18 protein-coding genes are annotated in these 16,774 nt (G+C 66.0%); 8 read left to right on the forward strand and 10 right to left on the reverse strand.

Features of this window, described 5'->3' with window-relative positions; all coding sequences use genetic code 11:
* Positions 1-4: 4 nt before the first annotated feature.
* Entirely contained in the window at positions 5-1,588 is a 1,584-nt protein-coding gene (locus DX03_RS06890; protein ID WP_038687452.1) for a cytochrome ubiquinol oxidase subunit I, read from the reverse strand.
* Between the two features lie 229 nt (positions 1,589-1,817).
* Between DX03_RS06890 and cydD the strand changes: the two genes are divergently transcribed.
* From cydD to DX03_RS06930, 8 genes are all read left to right on the forward strand, one after another.
* On the forward strand, positions 1,818-3,548 hold the full coding sequence (gene cydD, locus DX03_RS06895; RefSeq protein WP_051598767.1) for a thiol reductant ABC exporter subunit CydD: 1,731 nt from the start codon (positions 1,818-1,820) through the stop codon (positions 3,546-3,548).
* Complete coding sequence (cydC, locus tag DX03_RS06900) at positions 3,545-5,215, forward strand: thiol reductant ABC exporter subunit CydC (protein ID WP_038687453.1); 1,671 nt, start codon at positions 3,545-3,547, stop codon at positions 5,213-5,215. The genes cydD and cydC overlap by 4 nt, the downstream gene beginning before the upstream one ends.
* 607 nt (positions 5,216-5,822) lie before the next feature.
* On the forward strand, positions 5,823-6,467 hold the full coding sequence (locus tag DX03_RS21120) for a hypothetical protein (protein WP_185753475.1): 645 nt from the start codon (positions 5,823-5,825) through the stop codon (positions 6,465-6,467).
* A gap of 133 nt (positions 6,468-6,600) precedes the next feature.
* On the forward strand, positions 6,601-6,978 hold the full coding sequence (locus DX03_RS06910; RefSeq protein WP_038692013.1) for a hypothetical protein: 378 nt from the start codon (positions 6,601-6,603) through the stop codon (positions 6,976-6,978).
* Positions 6,979-7,215: 237 nt separating this feature from the next.
* Complete coding sequence (locus DX03_RS06915; protein ID WP_051598770.1) at positions 7,216-7,740, forward strand: hypothetical protein; 525 nt, start codon at positions 7,216-7,218, stop codon at positions 7,738-7,740.
* 82 nt (positions 7,741-7,822) lie between these two features.
* Positions 7,823-8,566 carry a GNAT family N-acetyltransferase gene (locus DX03_RS06920; protein WP_051598771.1) on the forward strand — a complete coding sequence of 248 codons (744 nt, stop codon included), beginning with the start codon at positions 7,823-7,825 and terminating at the stop codon, positions 8,564-8,566.
* Positions 8,567-8,875: 309 nt separating this feature from the next.
* Positions 8,876-9,217, forward strand: a complete 342-nt coding sequence (locus DX03_RS06925) for a SymE family type I addiction module toxin (protein WP_081797175.1) — start codon at positions 8,876-8,878, stop codon at positions 9,215-9,217.
* A gap of 8 nt (positions 9,218-9,225) precedes the next feature.
* Positions 9,226-9,438 (forward strand): hypothetical protein, encoded by a 213-nt coding sequence (locus tag DX03_RS06930; RefSeq protein WP_185753476.1) that lies wholly within the window; start codon positions 9,226-9,228, stop codon positions 9,436-9,438.
* Between the two features lie 81 nt (positions 9,439-9,519).
* On the opposite strand, the gene DX03_RS06935 is transcribed toward DX03_RS06930, so the two are convergent.
* The 9 genes from DX03_RS06935 to ccmC all read right to left on the reverse strand — a co-directional run bounded on the left by DX03_RS06935 (position 9,520) and on the right by ccmC (position 16,733).
* The gene (locus DX03_RS06935) at positions 9,520-10,122 is read right to left on the reverse strand and encodes a DUF1294 domain-containing protein (protein WP_038687459.1); all 603 of its coding nucleotides are present in this window, start codon (positions 10,120-10,122) and stop codon (positions 9,520-9,522) included.
* A gap of 8 nt (positions 10,123-10,130) precedes the next feature.
* On the reverse strand, positions 10,131-11,243 hold the full coding sequence (gene metX / locus DX03_RS06940; RefSeq protein ID WP_038687460.1) for a homoserine O-acetyltransferase MetX: 1,113 nt from the start codon (positions 11,241-11,243) through the stop codon (positions 10,131-10,133).
* 70 nt (positions 11,244-11,313) lie between these two features.
* Positions 11,314-12,297 (reverse strand): tetratricopeptide repeat protein, encoded by a 984-nt coding sequence (locus DX03_RS06945; RefSeq protein WP_038687462.1) that lies wholly within the window; start codon positions 12,295-12,297, stop codon positions 11,314-11,316.
* A 29-nt stretch (positions 12,298-12,326) separates the two neighbouring features.
* The gene (locus tag DX03_RS06950) at positions 12,327-12,806 is read right to left on the reverse strand and encodes a cytochrome c-type biogenesis protein (RefSeq protein ID WP_425598311.1); all 480 of its coding nucleotides are present in this window, start codon (positions 12,804-12,806) and stop codon (positions 12,327-12,329) included.
* Positions 12,775-13,386 (reverse strand): DsbE family thiol:disulfide interchange protein, encoded by a 612-nt coding sequence (locus DX03_RS06955; protein WP_038687463.1) that lies wholly within the window; start codon positions 13,384-13,386, stop codon positions 12,775-12,777. The genes DX03_RS06950 and DX03_RS06955 overlap by 32 nt, the downstream gene beginning before the upstream one ends.
* A 16-nt stretch (positions 13,387-13,402) precedes the next feature.
* Complete coding sequence (locus DX03_RS06960; RefSeq protein WP_038687465.1) at positions 13,403-15,316, reverse strand: heme lyase CcmF/NrfE family subunit; 1,914 nt, start codon at positions 15,314-15,316, stop codon at positions 13,403-13,405.
* The gene (ccmE, locus tag DX03_RS06965; RefSeq protein ID WP_038687467.1) at positions 15,317-15,778 is read right to left on the reverse strand and encodes a cytochrome c maturation protein CcmE; all 462 of its coding nucleotides are present in this window, start codon (positions 15,776-15,778) and stop codon (positions 15,317-15,319) included. It abuts the gene before it with no gap.
* The gene (locus DX03_RS06970) at positions 15,775-15,960 is read right to left on the reverse strand and encodes a heme exporter protein CcmD (protein ID WP_038687470.1); all 186 of its coding nucleotides are present in this window, start codon (positions 15,958-15,960) and stop codon (positions 15,775-15,777) included. The genes ccmE and DX03_RS06970 overlap by 4 nt, the downstream gene beginning before the upstream one ends.
* Positions 15,957-16,733 carry a heme ABC transporter permease CcmC gene (gene ccmC / locus DX03_RS06975; RefSeq protein WP_038687471.1) on the reverse strand — a complete coding sequence of 259 codons (777 nt, stop codon included), beginning with the start codon at positions 16,731-16,733 and terminating at the stop codon, positions 15,957-15,959. The genes DX03_RS06970 and ccmC overlap by 4 nt, the downstream gene beginning before the upstream one ends.
* Positions 16,734-16,774 lie beyond the last annotated feature (41 nt).

Here is a 16,774-nt window from a genome sequence, read left to right on the forward strand (position 1 = left end):
TGCCTCAGGCTTGGCCGGGGGCGGCGGCAACGGGGGAAACGGGGCGGATATCAGCCTGCAGCGTGGGCAGGATTTCTTCCGGACCCTTGCGGATCGCCTTCAGCATCAACTTGACCTCGATCACCAGCAGCACCGTGTACAACCCGGTGAACACTGCCAGCGTGGTCAGGATTTCATGCAGGGCCAGGCCCGATGCGGCATAGAAAGTGGGCAGCACGCCATCCACCGCCCACGGCTGGCGACCGTACTCGGCCACGAACCAACCGCACTCGATCGCGATCCACGGGGCCGGCAGCGACCACACGGCCAGGCGCAGGAACCAGCGCTTGTCCTGGAAGCTGTTGCGGCACGAGAAGTAGAACGCCAGGGCGAAGAAGGCGATCAGGTAGAAGCCCAGGCCGGCCATGATGCGGAAGGTCCAGAACAGCGGCGCCACGCGCGGTACCGTGTCCATCGCCGCCTTGGAGATTTCTTCCGGGGTGGCGTTGAGGATGTCCTCGCGGTAACGCTTCAGCAGCAGGCCGTGGCCCAGATCCTGCCAATGGCGGTCGAACATCTCGCGCGCTTCGACGTCGTTCTTGTCCTTGCGCACGCGCTCCAGCGCACCGTAGGCAATCTGGCCGCCACGGATGCGGTTCTCGGCGCGGCCCACCAGTTCCAGGATGCCCGGGATCGGCTGGTCCAGCGAACGGGTGGCGATCAGGCCCATCAGGTACGGAATCTTGATCGCGTAGTCGTTGGTGTGGGTGGTCTGGTTGGGAATGCCGAAGGCGGTGAAGTCGGCCGGGGCACGCTCGGTTTCCCACATCGCTTCAATCGCAGCCAGCTTCATCTTCTGGTGTTCGCTGGCGGCGTACCCGCTTTCGTCACCCAGCACCACCACCGACAGCGACGACAGCAGGCCGAAGGCTGCAGCCACCGCGAACGAGCGGCGGGCCATGTCCTTGTACTTGCCCCGCAGCAGGTACAGCGCGCTGATGGACATCACGAAGATCGCACCGGTCACGTAGCCGGCACTGACGGTGTGCACGAACTTGGCCTGCGCCACCGGATTGAACAGCACCGCGGCGAAATCCACCACTTCCATGCGCATCGTTTCGGGGTTGAACACCGCACCGGTCGGGTTCTGCATCCAGCCGTTGGCGATCAGGATCCACACCGCCGACAGGTTGGTGCCCAGCGCCATCAGCCAGGTCACGGTGAGGTGCTTGACCGCGCTCAGCCGCTTCCAGCCAAAGAAGAACAGGCCGATGAAGGTGGCTTCCAGGAAGAACGCCATCAACCCTTCGATGGCCAGCGGTGCGCCGAAGATGTCGCCCACGTAGTGGCTGTAGTACGACCAGTTCATGCCGAACTGGAATTCCATCACCAGGCCGGTGGCCACGCCGATGGCGAAGTTGATGCCGAACAGGGTGCCCCAGAACAGGGTCATCTGCCGCCAGACCTGTTTGCGGGTCATGACGTACACGCTCTCCATGATGGCCACCATGAAGGACAGCCCGAGCGTGAGGGGGACAAATAGGAAGTGGTACATCGCGGTCAGGGCGAATTGCAGCCGCGACAGTTCTACGACTGTCTGATCAATCATGGCCTGGCTACCTCGTTGGGTTTAGCGTTTCAGGTGGCGGGAAGGGGGGTCTACGGGATGAATTCTGTGACCTGCAACTTCAAATAGCCTTGATTCAGATCAATGTACGAGCGGTCTGTGCAAGGAATCGTATGCGTTCCTGGCAACCTGCGACCGCTTGCCGCACGGGGGCCATGCCGGCACCCACTACAATCGACGGAAACCTCCCTGTGTCCCTGCGTGATCTGCCTTGAGCATACCCCCCGACGCCACTGTTGTTGAAACCACGGCCCTGCGCCGTCGCCGCCTGCACTGGCTGGGCGGGCTGGGCGTGGCCGCGCGGGGGCGCCAGCGCATGGCTGCGCTGTGCATCTGTGTGTCCGGGGCGCTGTTGATCGGCCAGGCCGCGGCCATTGCCTGGTTGATCCAGGCCGTGCTGGTGCAGCACCGGCCGCTGGCCGACGCCACCCCGGTGCTGCTGGGCCTGCTGGTGGTGTTGGTGGCGCGCGCGCTGCTGGGCAGCGCCACCCAGGCCGCAGCCGGCGATGTGGCCGATGCCGCGCGGCTGGCCCTGCGTGAGCGGGTCTACCGGCGCCTGCTGGGGCGCGGGCCGTTGTGGCTGCGCCAGCAGCGTACCGGCGAGCTGGGCGAGCTGATGTTGGCCCATGCAGATGCAATCGAGAACTATTACGCCGGTTATCAGCCGGTCCGCATCGAAGTGGTGGTGGTGCCGCTGCTGATCGCGCTGGCGGTGGCCTGGACCGATTGGGTGGTGGCGCTGATCCTGGTGTTCACCGCGCCGCTGGTGCCGTTCTTCATGATGCTGGTGGGCTGGGGCGCCGAAGCGGCCGGGCGCGCGCAGCTGGGCGAGCTGGCGCGCATGAGCGGCCATTTCGCCGACCGCATCAAGGGCCTGGGCCTGCTGCGCCTGTACGGGCGGGGCGAGGCCGAACTGGAGGGCGTGGCCGCGGCCGCCGAAGGCGTGCGCGAGCGCACCATGAAGGTGCTGCGCATTGCCTTCCTGTCGTCCACCGTGCTGGAATTCTTCGCCTCGGTCAGCGTGGCCATGGTCGCGCTGTATTTCGGGCTGAGCTACCTGGGCCTGATGTCGTTGCACGCGCAGGTGCCCACGCTGGGCGTGGGCATGTTCTGCCTGTTGCTGGCGCCGGAGTTCTACGCACCGCTGCGGCGCCTGGCCGCGCACTACCACGACCGCGCCAACGCGCTGGCCGCCGCGGCCGAGGTGGAGCGCCTGCTCGGCGAGCTGCCCGATGCGGAGGAGGGCAGCGATGTGCAGGCTGCTGTTGCACGTGCCCCCGAACTGCTGGAACAGCACGCGCCGCCGGTGCAGGTGCGCGACCTGGTATTGCGTCCGCTGGGGGCGCAGCACGATGTCATCCAAGGGTTGTCCTTCCAGATCGAGCCCGGGCAACGCCTGGCACTGGTGGGCCCCAGCGGCAGTGGCAAGAGCACCCTGCTGGAAGCATTGGTCGGCTGGCTGCCGCCGCAGTCGGGCAGCATCGTGCTGCGCCCCGGGCTGGAAATCGGTTATGCCGGGCAACGCCCCTACCTCTTCCACGGCAGCATTGCCGACAACCTGCGCCTGGCCGACCCGGGCGCTACCGACGCGCACCTGCGTGCCGTCGCCGAGGCGGCGCAGGTGATGCGCTTCGCGTCCGCCCTGCCGGATGGGCTGGATACGGTGATCGGCGAGCGCGGCTTCGGCCTGTCCGGGGGCGAGGCGCGCCGCATCGGCCTGGCGCGGTTGCTGCTGCGCGACCCGCAGCTGCTGCTGCTCGACGAGCCCACCGCCTTCCTTGACCCGGACACCGAGGCCGACCTGCTGCGCACGCTCGCCGCGTTCGCGCGCGGCCGCAGCGTCATCATCGCCACCCACAGCGAGGTCGCCATGGCCTGGGCCGATACGCGCCTCACGTTGACCGCCAGCGGTACCCGCAACACGTTGGAGGTGCCGGCATGAGTGCGCCACGCATCGATTCGTTGAAGCAGGTCTTCACCCGGCACCGCGGCCGCCTGGTGCTGACCGTGCTGCTGCTGTGGACCACCATGCTGGCCGGCACCGCCTTGCTTGGGCTGTCCGGTGGCTTCCTGACAGCGGCCGCACTGGCCGGTGCGGCCGGGCTGGGCAGCGGCTTCAACTTCTTCTCGCCCTCGGCGGGCATCCGCGGGCTGACCATGGCGCGGATCGCCTCGCGCTATTTCGAAAAGCTGGTGGGCCACGACGTCACCCTGCGCATCGCCCGCGACCTGCGCGTGTGGTTCTTCCGCCGTGCGCTGCCGCTGGCGCCGGCGCGACTGGCCGGCGTGCGCACTGGCGAGCTGCTGGCGCGTCTGATGTCGGACATCGGCGAAGTGGATGGCCTGCTGGTGCGCGCCATCGGCCCGCTGCTGGCGCTGGGCGGCATCTCGCTGGTGGGCGTGATCGCCGCCGGCATCATCTATCCGCCTGCGGCGGTGCTGCTGGGCATGCTGGCGCTGGTGATCGGCGTGGGCGTACCGTGGCTGACCGTGCGCGGTGCCGGTGACCAGGAGCGCGACCGCGCGCTGCATCGTGCACAGCTGCGCGCGCAGTCCTTCGAGGGCCTGGAAGGCGCGGCGGACCTGACCGCCCTGCAGGCGCGCGAGCACTGGAACCTGCGCGTGCTGGTGGCGGCCAAACAGCTGAAATCGCGCGACCGTCGCCGCCGCGTGCGGTTGATCGGCGGCAATGCGCTGCATGGCGTGTGCGCGGCCGCTGGACTGGTGGCCATGCTGTGGGTGGCGTTGCGCGGCTTCGAGCGCGGCGCCATCGATGCGGCTTTGGCCGCGGGACTGGTGTTCCTCACCGTGGCGCTGCTGGAACTGTGGGCGGCCATCGGGCTGGCATGGCAGTCGTGGCTGTCCGGACGGGTGGCGGCGGTGCGGCTGGAGCAGATCGTCGACCAGCCCGCCGGTGTCGCCGAGCCGGTGAACCCGGTGCCGGTGCCCGCCGAACCGGCCACGCTCAGCGTGGAGCACGTGGCGTTCCGCTGGCCGGGGCAGGAGCGGGCATTGCTGGACGGGCTGCAGTTGCAGCTGCGCCCGGGTGATCGCATCGCCATCCAGGGCGACAGCGGCTGTGGCAAAACCACGCTGTCGTCGCTGCTGCTGCGCCTGTGGGACCCGGATGCCGGTTACGTGCGCTACGGCGGCGTCGACATCCGCCAGTTCGCCCAGGCCGATTGGCACCGGCAGGTGGCGTGGCTGCCGCAGAACGCGCCGGTGTTTGCGGGCAGCGTGGCCGACAATCTGCGCTTGGGTGATCCGCAGGCGACAGATGCGCAGCTGTGGCAGGTGCTGGCGGATGTGCGGTTGCAAGGGTGGGCCGAACAGATTGGCGGGTTGCAGGCGTGGGTAGGCGAGAACGGCGCCACCATGTCGGCCGGGCAGGCGCGGCGCCTGGCGTTGGCGCGGGCGCTGCTGCGGGGTTCACCGATTCTGTTGCTGGATGAGCCTACCGAAGGGCTGGACGTGGATACCGCGCATGCGTTGTTGCATGACATGGTGGGGGCGCTGGGCAGCCGGAGTCTGGTGATGATTACGCATGATGTGTTGCCGGAGGGCATCGTGCATCGGAGTTATCGGTTGCGGGATGGGCAGTTGGAGTAGAAGTGCCGTAGGAAGGGGCTGTGGCGCGGCACCGATTCTGTGCGAGATCGCAGTGTCTAAAGAGCGCAACATGTAGGGGCCGTCCAGTAACAAGGGCAGAGCCATCCGCTGATGCTCTGTGCGCGAATTGCACAAACAGTCCTTCGGGTCCGTCTGCTAGTACCAGCCAGGGATGCTCTGAACAAATACGCCGGTAGTGTCGGCGCTGGCTAACAACCTGCGAGACATCGGCGGCATATGTTGAGGAGCTATCCATGCAGCTGCCGTTCGGCGACGCCGAGGGCAGGCACCCCTCCAAATAGGAGGGCATTATAAATCCTGGGCGCCTGTTGCTCGCGGATCGGGCCTGATCCGAATAATTAGAGCTCCAAGCTGGTTATGCAGGGTATTCCTGACGCATTGCATGGTGCTAAAGCTATTGGAAATAGGCGCGCTATAGGCGGGTGGGATTGATGTCGATCCAGGCTTTAGAGGTGGTGTGAGAGAGTAGGAAGAAAATCGGATATTATGTTGTGAGAAATGATCCGCGGCTTCTTGTAGGAGAAAGGATATTATTACGCTTGATGATATTTTCCAAGGTATTCTTGATACATTTCCTCATCGCAAGGTGTGTCTTGACGTCAAGGATGTCCCCCAAGATGTCGTATTGCCCAGGGGTTGGGAAAAGTTCGGTCTTGGTCTTGAGGTCGGACCAGTATATCCCGACGGCTGGAATTCATTTTCAAATGAATTTTCAACGGTAATTTCGCTATTCAGTGAGTGTCTGCTGGGTACCGTGCTGTTGCTGGGTGACGCGGTTGAAATGGCGTATGTATTTCATGACGGAAAAAGTTTCTACTATTATGTTGGTGGGGCGCCTGTCGAAGGGCGCGCAGTCGAGGGTTTTCAACTCGAACGACTTCCCGGCAGGCTTCAGGATTTTTATCGTGAAGTGCACGACGGATACACCTTCTTTCCCGCTCGCTCGATGGGCCCGCAGTGCCTTTGCGACCAGTCACGTATTTCCGACTTGGTTGACGAGGACGGAGGCTGCCATGCTGAAAATTGGATCACGGTATTCTCGAATGGCGGCGGAGACTATGTCGCAGTGGAGGCGGACAAGCATGCTGGTGCGGAGGGCTTGATATGGTGGCATGAAGATTCTGCGTCCCCGGAACTCGGCATTGATATTTTTGAAGTCATGAATGCATGGATGGGAATTTTCCTGGAGGATACCAAGTCCCGCGAAGAGCTGATTGCCGGGAATTATTAAGTGGAAGAATTATTTTGAGTCCTTCGGTGCTGAGTGATTGAATGAGCTGCTGCCGTCGTTGCCTCGTTGGCTCCCGTGCAGCACATGCACTACCGACGTATTTGTTCAGGGCATGCCCAATCAGGTGGCAAGGATGCGCAATCAGCGACTGATGAATCTTTTGGCCATCCTTGTCGGCGGCGTCGGCGTAGCAATAGGCGTATTGCTGCTGGCGATTGTTGCGTCCGGCAATGTCATCCAAGGCAAGGCGGGTCTGGCGCTCAGTGGCGCAGCGCTCTTGCTTCTTGTAGCCGCATTTCTCGCTGTTCCATTCTCGGTTCGTGTAGCAAAGTGGCTCACTCTTCTGGCGTTGGCATGTCTGGCCAGCCTGGCCATTCGGTTGGTCTTCTGGCCGCAGCCTGGCGTCGCTCCGACGCTATTGGTGCAGATTGCTGTCATAGCGTTCGCTGCGCTGCTTGTTATAAGGGTGTTCTTACGCCGGCGTCGCAATGGCGCCGAACCTGGCCGCTAACGAATCATTCAAGTCGGCGTTCCTTCGCGACGTGGCTCAATTCAAGCGTTAGGCCTAGTGATGATCAGCCGTGGACACCGCAGCGGACGCGCCGCCGGGGACGGGACTGTTCCGCCTGTGCTAACGTCCGCTTCCTACTCGAAGTGACCATTAGCCAGCTGTTCGATAGCAGCGAAGCTTCAGCTGCTCGCCGGACTACCGCCTCGATTAACTCGTACGGATCCAGGAGATTGCGTCATGCGTTCGGTCAGGTTCGTATCCACGTTCTTCATGGCCATCGTCGCCACGGCCTGTAATGCACAATCAGCCGCAAATGTGAACCTTGATTACGACCGATTGATCCTGCTTGATGCCGAAGATCTGGCAGAGGCCGGTATTGGCGAAGCCTACCTGCAACTGCTGCCAGAACTGCAGAAGTATGTCTCCCGGCCCGCGAGCGTCGAAGAACTGATTGACTCCGACATACCGCGCTACGCTATCCTGGTCAATGGTGCGGAGTACGTCATCTACTCTTCTGACAGTGCGGGAAGTGAAGATGCGAGCTGGCGGTGCGCCGCTTACGTGTTCTTCAAAGTGGTCAACGACCAACTCGTCCATACAGACGTTCGCTTCTTCGCGATCAATGCAGGCAATGACCTGGGGGGGTTGTTTCTCACTCCGGAGCAAGCTGTGACCTCGCGAGTCACGCTCCCACGCCCTTCGGACTGGCCGTATCTGCCAGAAACCGCCGGACCTTGGTGCGGGCAGCAGCGCGCTAGGTGAGGTTGCCAGCGTCCGCTTCTTTCCGAAAGCGGACGTCTGAAGGTCTAATCTCCAGCATTCGGCAGCAGGATCAGGAGTCACGATGCATCAACTGACATCCACCGTCGCCCTCTACTGGGGTGGGCTTTTTGAGTCCGGCATCTATGTGCCGACTGAGAAGAACTTCAGTCTGGTGATAAACCCGCACCTCACCAGCGAGCGGCGGGCAATGATCATGGTGACAGCCAACGGCAGCACGCGTGCCGCAGTGTCTCGATGCATTGCTTCCACATTGGGAGTTACACCGGACAGTTGGCCGGTCTCGTTGCCATGGTTCCGCGAGGCGCTACACATTGCCGGCATCGAGATGCATGCGCCAGATGTCATCTACCACGTTGCAGCTACCGGGATGCCCGGCGCGCGGAACGACACCGCGATTGAGGTACGCCAGCTGACAGCTGGCGATGCAGCGCTGTTCGATGGATTCATGGCACAGATCTCGGGACACGACCAGGATGACGCGTCCGTAGAACTGGGGCATTGGGCGACATTCGGTGCGTTCCTCGAGTCGGAACTGTTGGCCGTATCGAGTCTCTACCCATGGGGCGGCGAGGCGATTGTCGATATGGGTGTGCTGACCATGCCGCGTGCGCGAAGCATGGGCCTGGCAAACTCGTTGGTGCGGGCCATGGTTGCCTATGCTGGGAGGTGCGGATATGAAGCGCAGTACCGCTGCCAGCATGACAATGCGGCGTCGAATGCGCTCGCACAATCTCTCGCACTGACGCCGTACGGCAAGTGGGAAGTGGCTCGCGCCTTGGAAGAACCGTGCGTTAGTTGTGGCTGACAAGCGCCGCGCTTTATTCCTGCGTCCTCTCGAACATGCCCTATAGGTCTTCTGCGACAGTTGCGTAGACACGGTGAACCAACCGCCGCAGATCAACAGAAACAAGCGATTTCCCATGTTCTTCATGAGCGCGCATGGTGTTCACCGGAGCGTAGAAACTCCCAGAGAGATAACGTTGGTACTCCTGCGTCGGGAGGGTGGCTAATACAACACCCTCACGGGGAATACGCCCGCCGGCCTCTCTGCGGTTTCTAACCTCCCGACACCCTCGCCATCCCGGCGAGGGCGATTCCTATCAGGAGGTGCATCATGCGAACACCATGGGCTGACACACCCTTCTTCGAGCCGCCCAAGCGCAAACCCTACGCCCGCCCAGCCCCAACCTGCAAAGTGGGTGCACAGCTGTACCCCATCCGCGAGGAGCGCGGCAGCGTAGAGGTGATTCCGTACGTACGTCTGCGCGGCCGCTGGCTGGACAAGCTGGGCTTCGACGTAGGCTCACGCCTCAAGATCGACGCGGAGCATGGCCGTATCACGCTCACGGTGATTGAGCGACCAGTGCCGGCGCCGGTGAAGATTCCCAGGAAGCTGCAGCGGCTTGCGCGGGAAGCAGCGCGTGCGTCGGCGTCCACTGATGGAGGGAAGGCATGAACCGGTGCGTGTTGACGCAGGCCGAGGTGGACGCCGGGTTGCGCGCCCGTTTTCAGGATGCGGCGGCGCGCGAGCATCGTGCCGCTGACCAGGTGCTGGGCCGGCTGATGCGGGAGTACGTGGCGGTCGAGTGCGGTCCGGTGGCGGTCGACGACAGGAACCTGGAGGAGTGGGTGCGGCACCAGCACGGATGGCGGTGTAGTCCGTTTGGTGGGGATTGAAGGTCGCGCTGGCGGTGGGTCTGGTCGGGCGCCTTGGTGATGGGGCGCCCGATTGCTGCGTCAGCCACGCATGGCGTGGCTCTACCGGGGGATCTGGTGCAGCAGCCAGGCGAGCGCACCCAGGTTGATCACCACCACTACCCAGAACACCTGCTGGAACGAGGCTTTGCGATTCTTGTGGCGCAGCACCGATTGCGCGAACAAGGCACCGGGCCAACCGCCGAACAACGCAAGCAGCTGCAGGGTTTTTTCGGGCGTGCGTTGCCGGTCGTTCTGCGCAGCGCTCTTGTCGTACCAGTAGAACAGGAAGGTCATGGCGCTCGCGCCCAGATACGCCGCTGGCAGCCACATCGGCCAGTGCATCCACGCGGTCAGCCCAGCTAGTCCGGCGAGGAACAGCAGTGCGATGGTCTTGCGAGGGAAAACGTCGCGGCCCTTCCGCTCGGCCGCAGGCGTGTTGCGCGCGCCGCCACGCTGCAGCGCAAAGCGCACCTGCACGGCGTTCCGGCGCCCCTGCGCATCGCGTTCAACCGCATAGGTAATCACGTCGCCAAGTGCCGGCCGCCGGTCACGCGCCGCAAACGCACGGATATGCACGAAGCAACGGTCGCCCCCACCATTGGGCTGCACGAAGCCGAAGCCGCGCGCGTCGTCCCATTCGCTGAGCTTTCCCTGCAGTCGCATGTCTGTCCTTAGAGTGCGGAAAGGAACTCGCCCACGGCTGGCCCGAACCGCGCGAAATCCACCAGGAACGCATCATGCCCCTGCGGCGAATCCAGCCCGATGAAGCGCGCGTCGGCACCACCGGCCCGCAGGCCGTCGGCGATCTGCTGTTGCTGCTGCACCGGGAACAGGATGTCGGTGTTGGCGCCGATCGCCAGCGCCTTGTCCACCTGGATCTTCGCCAGCCCGGCCAGCACGTCGCCGTCGGCGTATTCGGCCAGGTCGAACCAGTCCATCGAGCGGCTCAGGTACAGGTAGCAGTTGGGGTCGAAGAAGCGCACGAAGCGGCGCGCGTGGCCTTCCAGGTAGCTTTCCACCTGGAACTCCAGGCCGAACGGGTCGTCGTCGGCCTGGTCCGAATCCAGCCGCACGCGGCCGAACCGGCCGTCCCATTCCAGCGCCGAGCGGTAGGTGATCACGCCCAGCTTGCGCGCCATGCGCATGCCCGATTCGGGATAGCTGTCTTCGGTGTATTGGCCGGCGTCCCACTTCGGATCCAGGCGGATCGCTTCGCGCTGCAGCGAGCGGATCGCGATGGAGAACGGCAACGCCTGCGCGCTGCCGGAAATATTGATGTGGCTGCGCGCGATGCCCGGGTGCAGCAACAGCAGCGCCAGTGCGGTCATGCCGCCCATCGAGTTGCCGATCACGCAGGCCAGCTGCGCCACGCCCAGCGCACGCACCACCTCGACAGCGGCGCGGGCACCGTCTTCGATCGACAGCTCCGGGAACTGCAGCCGGTACAGTGCGCCGGTGGCCGGGTTGATCGTGGCCGGGCCGGTGGAGCCCTTGCAGCTGCCCAGCGAGTTCACGCAGATCACGAACCAGCGGTCGGTGTCGATCGCCTTGCCCGGGCCGAGCATGCCTTCCCACCAGCCGGCGGCCGGGTTGTTGGCGTTGGCGGCAGCGTGCGCATCGGGCGACAGACCAGTGACGATGAGCACCGCGTTGCTGGCCTGCGCATCGAGCGTGCCCCATGTTTCATAGGCCACGTGCGCGTCCAGCAGCTGGCCACCGCGCTTGAACGGAAAGGGCGAGGGCAGGGCGTGGTAACGCGTACCGGGCGGGATGAATTCAGTCATGCGCGCATTTTAGCCGGGTCAGGTCAACGTGCCGTGCCATGGGCGGCACGCAGCATCGCGCCGGCCCGGCTCATGGTCCGCCGATCAGCAGCGGCACTGGCTCGGTATGCGGCAGCGGCACGCGGACCGACGGCGAATCGATGTCGCCCTCCTGCCGGTTGGCCTGGCCGGAGGCGGACAGGCGCGCGAACACCTCCACCTCCTTGAGCGCCGACAACGGCTGGGTGGGCATCGGGCTGTCGGCGTCGTCCAGCGTGACCCGTAGCGGCAGGTCGGCCAGCCGGTGTTTTTCCACGGCCACCGGCATGGGCGGGCCGCCGGGGACGCGGGCAATCACGAAGATACTGGCATCGTCACGCAGGCGTGCGCGGGCGGCGAACTCGGGATCCAGCGCGACCGTGACGGTGAGTGCGGTTGCTGCGGTGGTCGCCGCGGGCGGCGTCGCGGCGGCGGGCAGCCCGGCCTTCTCGCGGGCAATGGCGATCTGTTCGCGCAGCGCGGTGGCCGCGCCCGGGTCCAGCCGCGGCAACAGCGCCTCCCAGGTGGCGGCCGCCTCGGCATCCTGGCCGCGCTGGCGCAGCGCGATGCCGATCAGCCAGCCGGCGCGCTCGCTGCCCGGCGCCAGCCGCTGGGCATGGCGCAGCCACTGCAGCCCGGTATCGTCGAACTGCTTGGCCGGGTCGGCCTGTGCGCGGGTCTGTGCGGCCTCCACCAGCAGCTCGGGCTCATCGGGGGCCAGCTGCACGGCACGGGCGAAGGCGCGGTTGGCCTCGGGCAGGTTGCCCAAGGCCTGTTGCGAGCGACCGAGCAGGGCCCAGCCGTCGGCGCGCTGCGGGTCGCGCTCGAGCGCGCGCTGCAGTTCCACCACGCCATCGCGCAGGCTGGCTGGTTCGCCCGTGCGCGCGGTCGGCGTGGCGGCCTCTGGCGTACCGACCAGGTAGTACAGCGCCGAACCGGCCACGCCCACGGCGACCACCATCACGAGGAAGGGCGCGCGCCGGCCCGTGGCGCGCAGCGGCCACAGCACCACGAGGCCGACGGCAGTGGCGGCCATGGCGGCAAGTGTTGGTAACCACGATCCGCTCACCAGCGCTCCTCGCTCTTGTCCATCGGCTGCAGCTGGCGGCTGCGTCGGCGCACCACCCACACCAGCACGCCCGCGCCGCCCAGCAGCAGTACGGCCGGGCCGAACCACAGCAGGCTGTTGCGGGCGTCCATCGGTGGGCGGTACAGCACGAACGCACCGTAGCGGTCGACCAGGAACTGCTTGATCTGCGCGTCGTCGTGGCCCTGCTGCATCAGGGTGAGCACTTCACGGCGCAGGTCGTGTGCGATCTGCGCGTTGGAATCGGCCAGCGACTGGTTCTGGCACTGCACGCAGCGCAGTTCGGCTGCCAGTGCATGGAAGCGCGCCTCTTCGGCGGCGTCGCGATACCGCAGCGGCGTCGGGTCGGACACCGCCTGCGCGCTGGCCGTCGCCGGCAGCAGTGCCGCAGCGGCCAGCAGGCCGCCGAGCAGCAGCGCGGGCAGCTTACGGCGCGGCGGGCAGCGTGGTCTGGGCATTGGCATGGCTGCGCTCCACCTTGTCCAGTTCGGGAATCAGCTGGGTGTCCACCACCCGTTGGGTGAGCGCGCCGCTGTACTTCCAGCGCACCACGCCACTGGCGTCCACCAGGAAGGTTTCCGGCGCGGCGGTGACGCCCCAGTCGATCGCGGTGCGGCCTTCGATGTCGGCCAGCACCAGCACGAACGGGTTGCCCAGCTGTTCCAGCCAGCGCAGGGCGTCGGCCGGCTCATCTTTCCAGTTGTAGCCGATCACGCGCACGCGCTTGGTTTCGGCGAAGCGGGTCAGCACCGGGTGTTCTTCGCGGCAGGCCGCGCACCAGCTGCCCCACACATTCAGCACGTACGGCGCGCCGCGCAGTTCATTGCTGCTGACCTTGATGGTGGGGTCGTGCAGCACCGGCAGGGTGAAGGCCGGGGCGGGCTTGCCGATCAAGGCCGAGGGCAACACGTCGCGGTCGGGCGCGCCGGATTTCATCACCCCGTAGATCATCAGCCCCAACAGCCCGAAGAAGAACAGCACGCCGATGACGATGGCCACGGGCGGCAGGGGGCGGGAAACGGGACGCGGATCGGACACGGGGGAACTCCAGGACTCAGGGACGGCGGAAACGGCGGTCGGCGGCGGTGACGAAACCGCCCAGGGCCATCAGCAGTGCGCCCAGCCAGATCCAGCGGACGAACGGTTTGATGTGCACGCGCACCGCCCAGGCATTGTTGCCCAGCGGCTCGCCCAGCGCCACGTACACATCGCCGCTGATGCGTGCATGGATGCCGGCCTCGGTCATCATCTGGCCGCCACTGGCGTAGGCGCGCTTTTCCGGGTGCAGCAGGGCCAGTTCGCGGTCGTTGCGCAGAATGCGCATGTGGCCGCGGTCGGCGGTGTAGTTGGGGCCCTGCTGGTGGTCAACGCCCTCGAAGCGCACTTCGTACCCGGACACCTGCAGCGACTGGCCCGGCGACAGCGCCACCTCGCGCTGCACGTTCAGCGCTTCCACCAGCAGGGCCCCGGCCAGGAACACCGCCACGCCGCCATGGGCCAGCAGCATGCCGACCATTTCGGCGGTGAAGCGGCCATTGCCACGCAGCCGGCTCCACACAAAGCGCGCGGTACCGAAGGCGACCCAGGCAGCGGCGGTCACACCGGCCGCGGTCTTCAGCGCGCCCTGCGGGGCCATGAAGTAGGCGATGGCGCCCAGCAGCAGCGCCAGCACCGCCCACGGCGCCAGCATCGCCAGCGCGCGCGAGGCCTGGTCGCGTTGCCAGTTCACCAGCGGGCCGAACGGCAGCAGCGCCACCAGCGGCGCCATCAGCAGCAGGAACAGGGTGCCGAAGTAGGGCGGGCCGACCGACACCTTGCCCAGCCCCAGCGCATCGGCCAGCAGCGGGTACAGTGTGCCCAGCAGCACCATCGCGCACGCTGCGGCCAGCAGCAGGTTGTTGGCCAGCAGCAGGGTTTCGCGCGAGGTGGCCATGAAGCCGCGGCGCGGGTCGTCGTTGCCCAGCGCACCGGCGCGCAGCGCGTACAGCAGCAGTGCGCCGCCAATGACCAGCGCCAGGAAAATCAGGATGAAGGTCCCGCGCGAGGGATCGGCGGCAAACGAATGCACGCTGGTGAGCACGCCCGAGCGGACCAGGAAGGTGCCCAGCAACGACAGCGCGAAGGCGGCAATGGCCAGCAGCAGCGTCCAGCTGGCGAAGCTGCCGCGCTTTTCCGTGACCGCCTGCGAGTGGATCAAGGCCGCGCCGGCCAGCCACGGCAGGAAGCTGGCGTTCTCCACCGGGTCCCAGAACCACCAGCCGCCCCAGCCCAGTTCGTAGTACGCCCACCAGCTGCCCAGCGCGATACCCAGGGTGAGGAAGCCCCACGCCACGTTGGTCCACGGCCGGGTCCAGCGCAGCCAGCGCGCATCCACGCGCCCTTCCAGCAGCGCGGCGATGGCGAAGGCGAAGGGCACCGCGAAACCGACGTACCCCAGGTACAACATCGGCGGATGGATGATCAGCCCCGGGTCCTGCAGCAGCGGGTTGAGGTCGTGTCCTTCCAGGGGCGCCGGCAGCAGCCGCGCGAACGGGTTGGAGGTGAAGATCAGGAAGGCCAGGAAGCCGATGCTGATGATGCCCAGCACGCCCAGCACGCGGGCCAGCACCTGCATCGGCAATTGCCGCGACCACCGCGCTACGGCGGCATTCCACAGCGCCAGCACCAGCGCCCACAGCAGCAGCGAGCCCTCATGGGCGCCCCACACCGCGGAGTAGCGGTAGGCCAGCGGCAGCAGCGAGTTGGAGTTTTCGGCCACATAGCGCACCGAGAAATCCTGGGTGACGAAGGCCGCGGTGAGCACGCCGAACGCGCCCAGCAGCAGCACCAGCTGCGCGTACGCGGCCGGGCGGGCCACGGCCATCCACGCCGCGTAGCCACGCTGGGCGCCCCACAACGGCAGCACCGCCTGCAGCACCGCCACCAGCAGCGCCGTCACCAGCAGGATCTGCCCCAGTTCGGGCAGCACTCAGCGCACCTCCGGTGCGGTCACCGGTACATCGTGCTTGGTATGCGCCTGGCCCATCTTGTCGGCCACTTCCTTGGGAATGTAGTTTTCGTCGTGCTTGGCCAGCACTTCATCGGCGATGAAGCGGCCGTCCTGCAGGCGGCCGCTGGCCACCACCGCGGTGCCTTCGCGGAACATGTCCGGCAGGATCCGCGAGGTGCTCACCGGCAAGGTGGCGTCGCCATCGGTGACCACGAAGTGTGCTTCCAGCGAACCGCTGGCGCGCTGGAACGAACCTTTCACCACCATCCCGCCCAGGCGGAAACGCGACTGCGGATCCACGTCACCGCGCAGCACTTCGGCCGGCGTGTACAGGTAGGCGATGTTGCGCTGCAGGGCGAAGGCCACCAGCGTGGTGGCCAGGCCGGAGGCCAGCAACAGCAGCAACACCCACACCATGCGGCGGCGCTGCACCGGGGTCATCGGCTGAGCTCCGTGGCCAGCGCGGTGTCGGCCTGCGGTTTGGCGCGGGCCTGCAGCCGCTGCTGGCGGTGCCGGGCCTGCCAGCGCGCCAGGCGCAGGCGCAGCCAGGACCCGAACGCATCGCAGCACAGCACCAGCGCGAACACCGCAAAGGCGGCAATGATGAAGGGCAGGTGGGTCATCGCGGCATCTCCCCGGCAGCGGTGGCGGCACCGCCGCCGATGCGTTCGGCCACCCAGGCCTTGCCGGCCTCGCGCAGCAGGTTGTCGGCACGCGCCTTGGCCAGCAGCGAGCCGGCGAACCACAGCTTGGTGCCCACCACCATCCACCACAGCGGCGCGATCAGCTCGGCGCGGACGGCGTTGTCACCGAACACGTTGATCGACTGGCGCTGGTGCAGGCCGCCCCACCAGTCCACCGAATAGCGGATCACCGGCAGCAGTGCCACGCCGACGATGGCCAGCAGCCCGGCCGCGCGCGCGGCGCTGCGGCGGTCTTCGATGGCGTAGTAGAGCCCGATCACGCCCAGGTACAGGAACAGCAGGATCAGTTCGCTGGTCATGCGCGGGTCCCAGTCCCACCAGGTGCCCCAGGTGGACTTGCCCCAGATGCTGCCGGTGAGCAGGGTGATCAGGGTGAAGCCGGCGCCCATCGGCGCGCAGGCCATGGCAAGGATCTCGCAGACCTTGATCCGCCAGACCAGCGCGATGGCCGAATACAGTGCCATCAAGGCGAATACGAACAGGCTCATCCACGCGCTGGGCACGTGGATGTAGATGATGCGGAAGGCGTCGCCCTGGCTCTGCTCCGGCGGCACGACGAACAGGCCCTGCCACAGCCCGATCAGCAGCACCGGCAGGGCGGCCACGTAGAACACGCGCGACCAGCGCGCGGCGAAGCGGTCGAAGATGGGCGGCGATGCGACGTGGTGGAACCAGCGGACGAGAGTGTGCATGCAGCGGTAGCTATCCAACCTAGGGCGACGATTCAACGGAC

The organism is Stenotrophomonas rhizophila, assembly GCF_000661955.1.
In the GTDB taxonomy this organism is placed as follows: domain Bacteria; phylum Pseudomonadota; class Gammaproteobacteria; order Xanthomonadales; family Xanthomonadaceae; genus Stenotrophomonas; species Stenotrophomonas rhizophila.

Excerpts from the sequence above, each read along its gene's own strand:
- DX03_RS06890 (WP_038687452.1), bottom strand. The coding sequence starts at position 1,588 with ATGATTGATCAGACAGTCGTAGAACTGTCGCGGCTGCAATTCGCCCTG.
- cydC (WP_038687453.1), top strand. The coding sequence starts at position 3,545 with ATGAGTGCGCCACGCATCGATTCGTTGAAGCAGGTCTTCACCCGGCAC.
- DX03_RS06910 (WP_038692013.1), top strand. The coding sequence starts at position 6,601 with ATGCGCAATCAGCGACTGATGAATCTTTTGGCCATCCTTGTCGGCGGC.
- DX03_RS06915 (WP_051598770.1), top strand. The coding sequence starts at position 7,216 with ATGCGTTCGGTCAGGTTCGTATCCACGTTCTTCATGGCCATCGTCGCC.
- DX03_RS06920 (WP_051598771.1), top strand. The coding sequence starts at position 7,823 with ATGCATCAACTGACATCCACCGTCGCCCTCTACTGGGGTGGGCTTTTT.
- DX03_RS06925 (WP_081797175.1), top strand. The coding sequence starts at position 8,876 with ATGCGAACACCATGGGCTGACACACCCTTCTTCGAGCCGCCCAAGCGC.
- DX03_RS06935 (WP_038687459.1), bottom strand. The coding sequence starts at position 10,122 with ATGCGACTGCAGGGAAAGCTCAGCGAATGGGACGACGCGCGCGGCTTC.
- metX (WP_038687460.1), bottom strand. The coding sequence starts at position 11,243 with ATGACTGAATTCATCCCGCCCGGTACGCGTTACCACGCCCTGCCCTCG.
- DX03_RS06945 (WP_038687462.1), bottom strand. The coding sequence starts at position 12,297 with ATGGCCGCCACTGCCGTCGGCCTCGTGGTGCTGTGGCCGCTGCGCGCC.
- DX03_RS06950 (WP_425598311.1), bottom strand. The coding sequence starts at position 12,806 with ATGCCCAGACCACGCTGCCCGCCGCGCCGTAAGCTGCCCGCGCTGCTG.
- ccmE (WP_038687467.1), bottom strand. The coding sequence starts at position 15,778 with ATGACCCCGGTGCAGCGCCGCCGCATGGTGTGGGTGTTGCTGCTGTTG.
- DX03_RS06970 (WP_038687470.1), bottom strand. The coding sequence starts at position 15,960 with ATGACCCACCTGCCCTTCATCATTGCCGCCTTTGCGGTGTTCGCGCTG.
- ccmC (WP_038687471.1), bottom strand. The coding sequence starts at position 16,733 with ATGCACACTCTCGTCCGCTGGTTCCACCACGTCGCATCGCCGCCCATC.